Source organism: Streptomyces sp. NPDC059994, from assembly GCF_042737755.1.
Lineage (GTDB): Bacteria > Actinomycetota > Actinomycetes > Streptomycetales > Streptomycetaceae > Streptomyces.
This window is the reverse complement of the sequence record NZ_JBHWUR010000169.1, coordinates 1-10,941: the sequence shown is the minus strand read 5'-3', so window position 1 is coordinate 10,941 and position 10,941 is coordinate 1. Positions and strand designations below refer to the sequence as shown.

Sequence of the window (10,941 nt, the reverse complement as noted above, 5' to 3'; positions counted from 1 at the left end):
CCCCTATCGGGGGGGCGGGGGGCGACCCCCCCGCGAAAAACCCTCCCCCCACCCACCCCCGGAGGCCACGCGGCGGAGCCGCACATGTGACAGAGGGAACGGGCGGGGTGGGGGGAAAATCACGCCTCCGCTATCAGCGCCGTCCCCACCCTCCCGAACCCCAGCCGCCCGTACATCCGCGCCACGTCCTCATCCCCCGCCGACAGGAACACCGTCGACGCCCCCCGGGCCCGCGCATCCGTGACCAGGGCCGACGTCACCGCCTCGCCCAGACCCCGCCGCCGCGCCGCCGGCACCGTGCCGACGCCCACGATCTCCGTCACCGGGCCCACCGGGTTGTGCATGCCGGAGCAGAGCGGGAGGCCGTTCTCGACGGCTGCCGCCACCGCCGTCGCACCGGCGCGGATGCGCTCCGCGACCTGGGGCGCGCGGCCGTCGCCCGCCCGGGCGGTGATCTCGGCGGCCAGTTCGGCGGGGCCCGCCGGGCCCACGGCCGTACCGGGCGCAGCGAACGCCAGGTGGGGGACGACCAGGGCCGCGTGGAGGAGCGGGTCGTCCGCGCCCAGGACGTGGACCAGCGGGTGCGGCCGGGGCGCGGGCGCGTCCGGGGCCAGCACCATCAGCGGGTGGGCGTGGACCGTGAGGCCGGACGACTCGACGGCCGCCCGCAGACCGGGCGACACCTCGTCCACCCACTCGAACGCCTCCGGTACTCCCAGCTCCCGCTGGCGTGCCCGCACCTTGTCCACGTCCGCCGCCGACACCGGGCCCGCGTGCCCGAGCGTGGGCCGGGCGTAGAACGGCCAGCCCGCACCCTCCCGTACGAACAGCGTCAGCGGACCGAAGTCCTCCGCGCGGGCCGAGGTGCGCGGCGCCGCGTCGTAATAGCTTTCCAGCAGGGCGAGTTCGGATGCGTCGGGTGCGGAGGGCGTCACGCGAGATGTCGTCATGCCTCGCATGAAAGCAAGATCTCCCCCTGCTACGCACCTTCTTTCAGCACCCGTGACACCAGCGCCCGCTGGGCCGGGGACAGCCGCGGGTCCGCGCAGTGGACCGTGCGGCCGTCGACCGTGATCTCGTAGTGGAAGCCGTCGGGTACGCCGGGGGAGGGCTCGGCCCGGCCGTCGGCGAGGGCCGCCTCGGCCAGGGCCTGCCACTCCGCCGCGTCGGTCCGGCCCGAGGTGTCGACCTCGGCCCGGCGCTCGATGCCGGCGAATCCTCCTGTGCGGGTCACCTGGATGCGCATGCTCCCTGTCTAGCAGCGCACCGCCCCCGCGTCAGCCGGTCCCGGCCCTGCCGGTCGCGCTCAGCCGGTCGCGCTCAGCCGGTCCCGGCCCTGCCCGTCGCGCACCGCCCCCGCGTCAGCCGGTCCCGGCCCTGCCGGTCGCGCTCAGCCGGTCGCGCTCAGCCGGTCCCGGCCCTGCCCGTCGCGCACCGCCCCCGCGTCAGCCGGTCCCGGCCCTGCCCGTCGCGCTCAGCCGGTCGCGCTCAGCCGGTCCCGGCCCTGCCGGTCGCGCACCGCCCCCGCGTCAGCCGGTCCCGGCTCTGCCCGTCGCGCTCAGCCGGTCGCGCTCAGCCGGTCGCGCTCAGCCGGTCCCGGCCCTGCCGGTCGCGCTCAGCCGGCCGGGACGCCGGCCTGGGACCAGGCCTTCAGGACCGCGTGGAGTTCCCGCCCTCCCCGTACCGGGCGCGCGCCGCCGCCACCGTCAGCCGGGCGAAGTCCGCGAACAGGGCAATGTGGCACTGCGTCATGAGGCTGTCACTGCTCGCCACTATGATTGGTCCCAAGCCATCGGGGCCGGTGCCTGTCAGGACTTTGGTCCCTGGCCACTTCTGCCACGTCCCGCATACTGAAACGGGACCGGCGCTTTCGGCGCCCCTCGGCTAGGCTGCGGCACATCATGCGTTTCGGGCTGCTTCTCCTTAGCTGCCGCGGCGAGGGCCTGTAGTCGTAGGCCGACCCCCTCCCCGCGGGATCTGGTGCTGCTTTCGACCAGTCGGCCTCCCCCAAGCTCCTGAGGAGCGGGGGGACCCCCAAGTCCGCAGGACCCGAGGAGCCCACGCAAATGTCTGAGAACTCTGTCTCTGTCGGTCGCCCGACGCCCGTCACCAACGCGACCCACACCCAGAAGACCTCCGGGATGCCGATCCACAAGTACGGCAGGTACGACGCCGTGGACATCCCCGACCGCACCTGGCCCGAGCAGCGGATCACCAAGGCGCCGCGCTGGCTGTCCACCGATCTGCGCGACGGCAACCAGGCGCTGATCGACCCGATGTCGCCCGCCCGCAAGCGCGAGATGTTCGACCTGCTGGTACGCATGGGCTACAAGGAGATCGAGGTCGGCTTCCCCTCCTCCGGCGACACCGACTTCAACTTCGTACGCTCGATCATCGAAGAGGGCGCGATCCCCGAGGACGTGACGATCTCCGTCCTGACCCAGGCCCGCGAGGATCTGATCGAGCGGACCGTGGAGTCCCTGCGCGGCGCCCACCGCGCCACCGTGCACCTGTACAACGCCACCGCCCCGACCTTCCGCCGGGTCGTCTTCCGCGGCTCCAAGGACGACATCAAGCAGATCGCCGTCGACGGCACCCGGCTGGTGATGGAGTACGCGGAGAAGATCCTGGGCCCGGAGACGACCTTCGGCTACCAGTACAGCCCGGAGATCTTCACCGACACCGAGCTGGACTTCGCCCTGGAGGTCTGCGAGGCGGTCTGCGACGTCTGGCAGCCCGAGGAGGGCCGCGAGATCATCCTCAACCTGCCCGCCACGGTCGAGCGTTCGACGCCGTCCACGCACGCCGACCGGTTCGAGTGGATGAGCCGCAACCTGACCCGCCGCGAGTTCGTCTGCCTGTCCGTGCACCCGCACAACGACCGCGGTACGGCGGTGGCGGCGGCCGAGCTGGCGATCATGGCCGGGGCCGACCGCATCGAGGGCTGTCTGTTCGGCCAGGGCGAGCGCACCGGCAACGTCGACCTGGTCACCCTGGGCATGAACCTGTTCAGCCAGGGCGTCGACCCGCAGATCGACTTCTCGCAGATCGACGAGATCCGCCGCACCAGCGAGTACTGCAACCAGATGGAGGTCCACCCGCGCCACCCCTACGCGGGCGACCTGGTCTACACGGCCTTCTCCGGCTCCCACCAGGACGCCATCAAGAAGGGCTTCGACGCCATGGAGGCCGACGCGGCCGCGAAGGGCGTCACCGTCGACGACATCGAGTGGGCCGTCCCGTACCTGCCGATCGACCCGAAGGACGTCGGCCGCTCCTACGAGGCCGTCATCCGGGTCAACTCGCAGTCCGGCAAGGGCGGTATCGCGTACGTCCTGAAGAACGACCACAAGCTGGACCTGCCGCGCCGGATGCAGATCGAGTTCTCCCGGATCATCCAGGCGAAGACCGACGCCGAGGGCGGCGAGGTCACGCCGGGCCAGATCTGGTCGGTCTTCCAGGACGAGTACCTGCCGAATCCGGCCAACCAGTGGGGCCGCGTCCAGCTGCGATCCGGCCAGACCACGACCGACACGGACGGCCGGGACACGCTGACCGTCGAGGCGGTCGTGGACGGCGTCGACACCGTCCTGACCGGCACCGGCAACGGTCCGATCTCGGCCTTCTTCGAGGCGCTGGCCGCCATCGGGGTGGACGCCCGCCTGCTGGACTACCAGGAGCACACGATGAGCGAGGGCGCGTCCGCGCAGGCCGCCTCGTACATCGAGTGCGCCATCGACGGGCAGGTCCTGTGGGGGATCGGCATCGACGCCAACACCACGCGCGCGTCGCTGAAGGCCGTCATCTCCGCCGTCAACCGCTCGGCCCGCCAGTAGCCCCCAGTCGTGCACCGCGCCCCACCGGCCCCAAAAGGCCGGTGGGGCGCCGTCTTTGCGCCACTCCTTCCCACGGGGTGCTGACGTCACATCATCGATGTGGCTAACATCACGTCAACGCGGCAATGTTGCCGGTCCGTTACGGAGGTGCGCGGTGGTGCAAGGCCGAGGACAGAACGGGACGAAGCCTCGCGCCGTGGGCGTCCCCGAACGAATCTGGACGATCCGTACGTCCTGGACCACTGTCGGCGACGGGGAGTTCTTCTGCCCGGAGTGCGGGGGCGACCGCAACTTCCGCCGCCGCACCGGCCGTCGGCGCCTGACCGTCCTGGGCGTCCCGCTGCTGCCGCGCGGGGCCGCCGGGCCCGTCGTGGAGTGCGCGGCCTGCGAGACCCACTTCGGGACGGACGCCCTCGACCACCCGACCACCACCCGCTTCTCCGCGATGCTGCGCGACGCCGTCCACACCGTCGCCCTCGCCGTCCTCGCCGCGGGCGGCACCTCCTCCCGTACGGTCACCTCGACCGCGGCCGCCACGGTCCGCGCCGCCGGGTACGACGACTGCACCGAGGAGCAGCTGATCACCCTGATCGAGGCGCTCGCGGCCGACACCGGGCGGTTCCTCACCCACACCGAGGCCGACCCGTGCGGCGCGGCCCTCGCCATCGAGCTCCACGAGTCCCTGGGGCCGCTGGCCCCGCACCTCGCCCCGGCCGGCCGGGAGTCGATCCTGCTCCAGGGCGCCCGTATCGCCCTCGCCGACGGCCCGTACAGCCCGGCCGAGCGCGAGGTCCTCACCACGGTGGGCGGCGCGCTCCAGCTGTGCGCGGACGACGTGGCCCGGCTCCTGGCGGCGGCCCGGACCCCGTCCTGACGGAGTCAGTCCCCCACGGTGCCGCATTCCCCGGGGACGGCCCCCGGGCCCCCGGCCGGACAAGCGGGCCACCGGAGACACTCGGCAGGGGTGAAACAATGGGGCCATGAGTCTGTTCCGGGACGACGGCATCGTGCTGCGGACCCAGAAGCTCGGTGAGGCCGACCGGATCATCACGCTTCTGACCCGCGGGCACGGGCGGGTGCGCGCCGTCGCCCGCGGGGTGCGCCGCACCAAGTCCAAGTTCGGGGCCCGTCTGGAGCCGTTCTCGCATGTGGACGTGCAGTTCTTCGCGCGCGGCAGCGAACTGGTCGGGCGCGGCCTGCCGTTGTGCACCCAGAGTGAGACGATCGCTCCGTACGGTGGCGCGATCGTCACGGACTACGCCCGGTACACCGCCGGCACCGCGATGCTGGAGACGGCGGAACGGTTCACCGACCACGAGGGCGAGCCCGCCGTGCAGCAGTACCTGCTGCTGGTGGGCGCGCTGCGCACGCTCGCGCGCGGCGAGCACGCCCCCAATCTGATCCTCGACGCCTTCCTGCTGCGCTCGCTCGCCGTCAACGGCTACGCGCCCAGCTTCGAGGACTGCGCGAAGTGCGGCATCCACGGGCCGAACCGGTTCTTCTCGATCGCCGGCGGCGGTGTGGTCTGCGCCGACTGCCGGGTCCCCGGCAGCGTCGTACCCTCTGCGGAGGCGGTCGGACTGCTGAGCGCGCTGCTCACCGGGGACTGGGCGACGGCGGACGCGAGCGAGCCGAGGCATGTGCGCGAGGGCAGCGGTCTCGTGTCGGCCTATCTGCACTGGCATCTGGAGCGCGGCCTGCGCTCACTGCGGTACGTAGAGAAGAACTGAGGGAGAAGAACGCCACATGGCACGACGCGGAATCCTGGGCGGCCGGTCCCGGCGCGAGTACACGACCCCCGAGCCGCACCCCTCGGGTGCGCGCCCGCCGAAGATCCCCGGCGAGCTGGTCCCCAAGCACGTGGCGGTCGTCATGGACGGCAACGGGCGCTGGGCCAAGGAGCGCGGGCTGCCGCGCACCGAGGGCCACAAGGTCGGCGCCGAGCGCGTCCTCGACGTGCTCCAGGGCGCGATCGAGATGGGCGTCGGCTCCATCTCGCTGTACGCGTTCTCCACCGAGAACTGGAAGCGCTCGCCCGACGAGGTGCGCTTCCTGATGAACTTCAACCGCGACTTCATCCGCAAGACCCGCGACCAGCTCGACGAACTGGGCATCCGGGTGCGCTGGGTGGGCCGTATGCCCAAGCTGTGGCGCTCGGTGGCCAAGGAGCTCCAGATCGCCCAGGAGCAGACGAAGGACAACGACCGGCTCACGCTGCACTTCTGCATGAACTACGGCGGCCGGGCCGAGATCGCCGACGCGGCGAAGGCGCTGGCCGAGGACGTGAAGGCGGGCCGGCTCGACCCGTCGAAGGTCAGCGAGAAGACCTTCGCCAAGTACCTCTACTACCCCGACATGCCGGACGTGGACCTGTTCCTGCGCCCCAGCGGCGAACAGCGCACCTCCAACTACCTTCTCTGGCAGAGCGCTTACGCCGAGATGGTCTTCCAGGACGTGCTGTGGCCGGACTTCGACCGCCGCGACCTGTGGCGCGCCTGCCTGGAGTACGCCCAGCGCGACCGCCGCTTCGGCGGGGCGCTCCCCAACCTCGACATCCCCCGGCACGACGGCACCGGGACGGGCGAGTAGCTCCCGTGCCGGGGCGGGGCGGCCGGGTCGTCAGACCGCGGCCGCCGCCGCGCACTCGGCGACGGGCACCGTCTCCAGCTCGGCGGTGAGCCGGGCGCCGCGGTCCTCGGAGAAGTCCAGGGCGGCGAGCACCGACGGCACGGCGATGCTGGACATCACATGGCGCTGGAGGACCGAGTGGCGATGCGAGAGGTCCTGGTAGTCGCTGAGCGTCTGGGACATCATCTGGAGCCCGGCGAAGGCCCCCACGTACAGCTCGGCCGTGTCGGAGATGACCACGTTGGGCATCAGCTCGCCGCGCTGCTGCGCCAGGGTCAGCACCTCGACGTTCACCTCGCTCCAGTGCCGGAACGGGCCGCTGCGGTCGAGCCCGGTCGCCTGCTGGTCGAGGGTCAGCCGGATACTGGCGCGAACCAGGTGGTCGGTACGGAGCCGGTGCGCGAGCACCGAGCCGGAGTCGATCAGCTCCTGGAGTTTGACGGGCTGCGGCGGCAGCGAGGGGCCGGAGCCCTGCTCGTTCAGAACCCCGTGCGCGAGCGCTTCCTTCGACTGGAAGTGGAAGTAGAGCGCGCCCTTGGTGACCCCGGCCATCTTGAGGATGTCCGTGATCGTGGCGGCCTGGAACCCCTGCTTCTCGAAGACGATGGCCGCGGCCTCCAGGATCGCCCTCCTGGTGCGGATCGCACGGTCCTGCTTCGCCACGCTGCCTCCTCGTGTTGCGCCGCGGTATCGACGCCGTGAACTTCGGGGCCGCCCGCTCCCCGTCACTTGAAAAAAACCGTCTAGTTTGTATCTTAACAGTGCGACTCAGGACTATGTTCTTCGTACATGCCTCGGGGGGAGCCATGTCCAAAACACAAGCAGTATTGACCAGCGCCATACCCATAACCGGTGCCGGGCCCACCAATATGACGCAATCGCACCCTGTCTCACCTGAACTGGTCCACCGGGCCAGACCGACTGACGCCTTTCCGCACGGCTGGCGCCAGCGCGACGAGCACACGTTCTCGGTCACCGCGCACTGGCCGCACAACCATGTCTTCTTCGAGCCCGTCGCGGGCGATCTGCACGACCCGCTGCTCGTCGTCGAGACGATGCGGCAGTCCGCGATGCTGATAGTGCACGCGGGCTACGGGGTGCCGCTCGACTGGCACTTCATGCTCACCGACCTCGAATACACCGCGAACCCGAGCCAGTTGGACGTCGGCGGACAGCCCGCGCTCATCGATGTGGAGCTGGAGTTCTCCCGGCTCGAATGGCGCGGCGGCAAGCTCTCGCGGCTCAAGGTCCAGTGGGTGCTGCGCCGCCTTGGCCGGCTCGTCGCCACCGGCTCCGGCCAGGCCCGCGTCCTGAGCCCGGGCGTCTACCGGCGGCTGCGCGGCGACCGGACGACCCCCGGCAGCACCGTCGGACACCTCCCGCTGCCCGTCCCCGCCGACCTGGCGGGCCGCACCCGCGCCGCCGACGTGGTGCTCGCGGCCTGCCCGCAGGAGCGCGTCTGGCGGCTGAGGGTGGACACCACGCACCCCACGCTCTTCCAGCGCCCCAACGACCACGTGCCCGGCATGCTCCTCCTGGAGGCGGCCCGGCAGGCGGCGAGCGCGGCCCTGGGGCCCGCGCCGTTCGTCCCGGTCGGGGGTGACATAGCGTTCCACCGGTACGCGGAGTTCGACAGCCCGTGCTGGATACAGGTCACCGACGCGGCGCCCCGGCGCCCCGGCATGACCAGTGTGCAGGTCACCGGCCACCAGGACGAGAGCCTGGTCTTCCTCGCCACGCTGTCGGCGCCGCGCGCCGACTGACCGGCGCGGCGAGCGAGAAGAGGACGACGATGATTCTGGTGACCGGGGCGACCGGAACCGTGGGGGGCGAGGTCGCCCGGCTGCTCGCGGCCGCCCACCCGCTGCGCATCCTGGCCAGACGGCCGGAGCGGGTGACGGCCACCGGCCCGGCCGTCGAGGTGGCCGGCGGCGAGTACGCCGACCGCGACAGTCTCGACCGCGCGCTCAAGGGCGTACGGGCGGCCTTCCTGGTCACCGGCAGTATCGGCGAACCCGACGACGTCCGGTTCGTGGAGGCGGCCCGCGCGGCCGGGGTGCGCCATCTGGTCAAGCTCTCCGCGCTGGCCGTCACCGACCCGGCCGCCGACGACCTCATCACCCGCCGCCAGCGCGAGAACGAGGCGGCCGTACGGGAGTCCGGGCTCGCCTGGACCCTGCTGCGGCCCCGCGCGTTCATGACCAACACCCTGTCCTGGGCGCGCTCGGTGCGCGAGGAGGGCGTGGTGCGCGCGCTCCACGGGGACGCGCCCAACGCGACCGTGGACCCGCGCGACATCGCCGAGGTGGCGGCGAGGGTACTCACCGAGCCGGGCGCCCACGAGGGCCGCGCGTACGCGCTCTCCGGCCCGGCCGCCATCACGGCCGCCGAGCAGACCGCGCTCCTCGGCGACGCCCTGGGCAGGCCGCTCCGGTTCGAGGAGCTGGGCCCCGAACGCGCGCGTGCCGCGCTCCTGGCGCGCTATCCGCAGCCGGTGGCCGAGGCACTGCTCCACAGCGCCGAGCGCCAGCGCGCCGGGGCGAAGGCCGGGGTGGCACAGACCGTCCAGGAGCTGACGGGCCGTCCGGCGCGCTCATATGCCGAGTGGGCCCGCGACCACGCGGAGGCCTTCGCCTGAGGTGCGGGTGCGGGTGCGTCACCTACGTACTGCGTACGTAAGGGGCCTTGCCGGAAGTGTCCGGCAAGGCCCCTGTTCTGTCTGGTTCCGTCTGGTTCTGTCTGGCGGGTCAGCGGGTCAGCCGGTCAGCCGGTCAGCCGTTCAGCAGGAGCGGCAGTTCGCGGTGGCCGTTGGAGATGAACGACGGGAGCTGGGCGGGCTGTTCACCCGGGGTCGCGAGGGCCAGGTCCGGGAAGCGCTCGAAGAGGGCCGACAGCGCGACCGTCGCCTCCAGGCGGGCCAGCGGGGCGCCCAGGCAGAAGTGGACGCCGTGCCCGAAGGCCAGGTGCTCGCGGCGCAGCGGGCGCGACGGGTCGAAACGGTCGGCGTCCTCGCCGTGCACCTCGGGGTCCCGGCCGGGCCCGGCGAGCGCGACCAGGATCGGCTCGCCCTTGGGGATCACCACGCCGCCGATCTCGATGTCCTCCACGGCGTACCGCAGCGGCACATGGGCGGCCGGCGGCTCCCAGCGCAGGGTCTCCTCGACCACGTCCTCCCAGGCGACCTCGCCGCGCCGGACGCGGGCCAGCTCCTCGGGGTGGGTGAGCAGCGCGTACGCGGCCTGGTCGATCAGATTGACCACGGTCTCGAACCCGGCTGAGATCATCAGCAGCAGGGTGTCCACGAGCTCGACCTCGGTCAGGCCGCTGCCGTCGTTCTCGTCGCGAGTGCTGATCAGACCGCTGGTCATGTCGTCGCCGGGGTTGGCGCGCTTGAAGGCGATGAACTCGTTGAGCGCCAGATAGAGTTCGCGCCCCGTCGCCTCGGCCACCTCGGCGGTCACCTCGGTGAGGAAGGTGATGTCGATGAGGCGGCAGAGCCGGTCGCGGGCGCTCTCCGGGACGCCGAAGAGCTCGCAGATCACCTGGACGGGCAGCGGGCTCGCGAACGCCTTGCGCAGATCGACCGGTTGGCCCTGCGGGGTGTCCGCGAGCTTGTCGAGGAGGTCGGAGACGATCCGCTCGATCGTCGGGCGCAGCGCCGCCGTCTGGCGTGCGGTGAACGCCCTGGACGTCAGCTTGCGCAGCCGGCTGTGCTCGTCGCCGTACGCGGTGATCATGCTGCGGACCGATATCCAGATGGCGAGCGGCCAGCTCCGGGGAATCTCGCCGTTGATCCAGGCGGGCCAGTGCCGCTCGGCGTCCTTGGAGACGCGCGGGTCGGTCATCAGGCTCTTGGCCGCCTCGGTGCTGGTGACCGACCAGGCAGCCACGCCGCCCGGCAGCTCGATGCGGGTGACCGGGCCGTGCGCGCGGATGCGGGCGATCTCGCCGTGGATGTCGGTGCCGGAGGCGTCGATGGCGAACGGGCAGTGCTGCTGGGGCATGGAGGTGCTCCGTAAGGACGGGAGAGGACGTGTGCCTGTGCCGACTGCTGTCGGCACAGGGGGAGATGTACGTCGATGCGGTTGCCGTTCCCTGGCGAGCTCACGACGGTGAGGCACCCACCGAGGCCGTTGTTTCCGGTCGGCCATCGAGCGCGTCCCCGGACAGCGGTGGCCGGGGAGGAGAAGCCGGATGTCCACGGCGGAGGGGGCCACGGCGTGGCTGAATACACGCCCCGCGAGACCGTCACCCACGACGGAGCGCTGTTGTGCGCTCATATGTCCTCCCCCCGGATGCTCGGACGAGAGGGACAATAACAAAACCGGATCCCCGGTTTACCACCGGGGATCCTGAGGTGTTACTGAGGCGTCAGGCCTGGACTAACCGGGGACGGTCCAGGTGTCGTTGCCGGTGAGGAGGGCGTCGAGGTCGCCCTTGCCATGCTGTTCGGTGGCGGTGTCGAGCTGGTCGGCCA

The 10,941-nt window shown here is 71.6% G+C and carries 10 protein-coding genes and 1 pseudogene; 6 read left to right on the top strand and 5 right to left on the bottom strand.

The genetic code is table 11. From position 1 onward, the window contains the following. Positions 1–119 precede the first annotated feature (119 nt). The 3 genes and pseudogenes from ACFWA7_RS38485 to ACFWA7_RS38475 all read right to left on the bottom strand — a co-directional run. Entirely contained in the window at positions 120–950 is an 831-nt protein-coding gene (locus ACFWA7_RS38485) for a GNAT family N-acetyltransferase (RefSeq protein ID WP_385827825.1), read from the bottom strand. 29 nt (positions 951–979) lie between these two features. Then, the gene (locus tag ACFWA7_RS38480; protein ID WP_385544590.1) at positions 980–1,246 is read right to left on the bottom strand and encodes a protealysin inhibitor emfourin; all 267 of its coding nucleotides are present in this window, start codon (positions 1,244–1,246) and stop codon (positions 980–982) included. A 369-nt stretch (positions 1,247–1,615) separates the two neighbouring features. Then, positions 1,616–1,734 (bottom strand): annotated as a pseudogene (locus ACFWA7_RS38475) (peptidase M4 family protein); the annotation flags it as partial. Between the two features lie 332 nt (positions 1,735–2,066). On the opposite strand from ACFWA7_RS38475, the gene leuA reads away from it, so the two are divergent. From leuA to ACFWA7_RS38455, 4 genes are all read left to right on the top strand, one after another. Continuing rightward, positions 2,067–3,836, top strand: a complete 1,770-nt coding sequence (leuA, locus tag ACFWA7_RS38470) for a 2-isopropylmalate synthase (RefSeq protein WP_385544593.1) — start codon at positions 2,067–2,069, stop codon at positions 3,834–3,836. A gap of 154 nt (positions 3,837–3,990) precedes the next feature. Then, on the top strand, positions 3,991–4,710 hold the full coding sequence (locus ACFWA7_RS38465; RefSeq protein WP_385544596.1) for a TerB family tellurite resistance protein: 720 nt from the start codon (positions 3,991–3,993) through the stop codon (positions 4,708–4,710). Positions 4,711–4,816: 106 nt separating this feature from the next. Then, on the top strand, positions 4,817–5,566 hold the full coding sequence (gene recO / locus ACFWA7_RS38460; protein ID WP_067158819.1) for a DNA repair protein RecO: 750 nt from the start codon (positions 4,817–4,819) through the stop codon (positions 5,564–5,566). A gap of 16 nt (positions 5,567–5,582) precedes the next feature. After that, positions 5,583–6,425 carry an isoprenyl transferase gene (locus tag ACFWA7_RS38455; protein WP_385827823.1) on the top strand — a complete coding sequence of 281 codons (843 nt, stop codon included), beginning with the start codon at positions 5,583–5,585 and terminating at the stop codon, positions 6,423–6,425. 30 nt (positions 6,426–6,455) lie between these two features. Here the strand turns inward: ACFWA7_RS38455 and ACFWA7_RS38450 are convergent, their stop codons facing one another. After that, positions 6,456–7,127 (bottom strand): ScbR family autoregulator-binding transcription factor, encoded by a 672-nt coding sequence (locus ACFWA7_RS38450; RefSeq protein WP_385827821.1) that lies wholly within the window; start codon positions 7,125–7,127, stop codon positions 6,456–6,458. Positions 7,128–7,333: 206 nt separating this feature from the next. Here ACFWA7_RS38450 and ACFWA7_RS38445 point away from each other — a divergent pair, with 206 nt between their 5' ends. After that, entirely contained in the window at positions 7,334–8,227 is an 894-nt protein-coding gene (locus ACFWA7_RS38445) for a ScbA/BarX family gamma-butyrolactone biosynthesis protein (protein WP_385544607.1), read from the top strand. Between the two features lie 29 nt (positions 8,228–8,256). Next, entirely contained in the window at positions 8,257–9,102 is an 846-nt protein-coding gene (locus ACFWA7_RS38440; protein WP_385544610.1) for an SDR family oxidoreductase, read from the top strand. Between the two features lie 133 nt (positions 9,103–9,235). On the opposite strand, the gene ACFWA7_RS38435 is transcribed toward ACFWA7_RS38440, so the two are convergent. After that, entirely contained in the window at positions 9,236–10,468 is a 1,233-nt protein-coding gene (locus tag ACFWA7_RS38435; RefSeq protein ID WP_385827819.1) for a cytochrome P450, read from the bottom strand. Positions 10,469–10,941 lie beyond the last annotated feature (473 nt).

Excerpts from the sequence above, each read along its gene's own strand:
- ACFWA7_RS38485 (WP_385827825.1), bottom strand. The coding sequence starts at position 950 with ATGACGACATCTCGCGTGACGCCCTCCGCACCCGACGCATCCGAACTC.
- ACFWA7_RS38480 (WP_385544590.1), bottom strand. The coding sequence starts at position 1,246 with ATGCGCATCCAGGTGACCCGCACAGGAGGATTCGCCGGCATCGAGCGC.
- leuA (WP_385544593.1), top strand. The coding sequence starts at position 2,067 with ATGTCTGAGAACTCTGTCTCTGTCGGTCGCCCGACGCCCGTCACCAAC.
- recO (WP_067158819.1), top strand. The coding sequence starts at position 4,817 with ATGAGTCTGTTCCGGGACGACGGCATCGTGCTGCGGACCCAGAAGCTC.
- ACFWA7_RS38455 (WP_385827823.1), top strand. The coding sequence starts at position 5,583 with ATGGCACGACGCGGAATCCTGGGCGGCCGGTCCCGGCGCGAGTACACG.
- ACFWA7_RS38445 (WP_385544607.1), top strand. The coding sequence starts at position 7,334 with ATGACGCAATCGCACCCTGTCTCACCTGAACTGGTCCACCGGGCCAGA.
- ACFWA7_RS38440 (WP_385544610.1), top strand. The coding sequence starts at position 8,257 with ATGATTCTGGTGACCGGGGCGACCGGAACCGTGGGGGGCGAGGTCGCC.
- ACFWA7_RS38435 (WP_385827819.1), bottom strand. The coding sequence starts at position 10,468 with ATGCCCCAGCAGCACTGCCCGTTCGCCATCGACGCCTCCGGCACCGAC.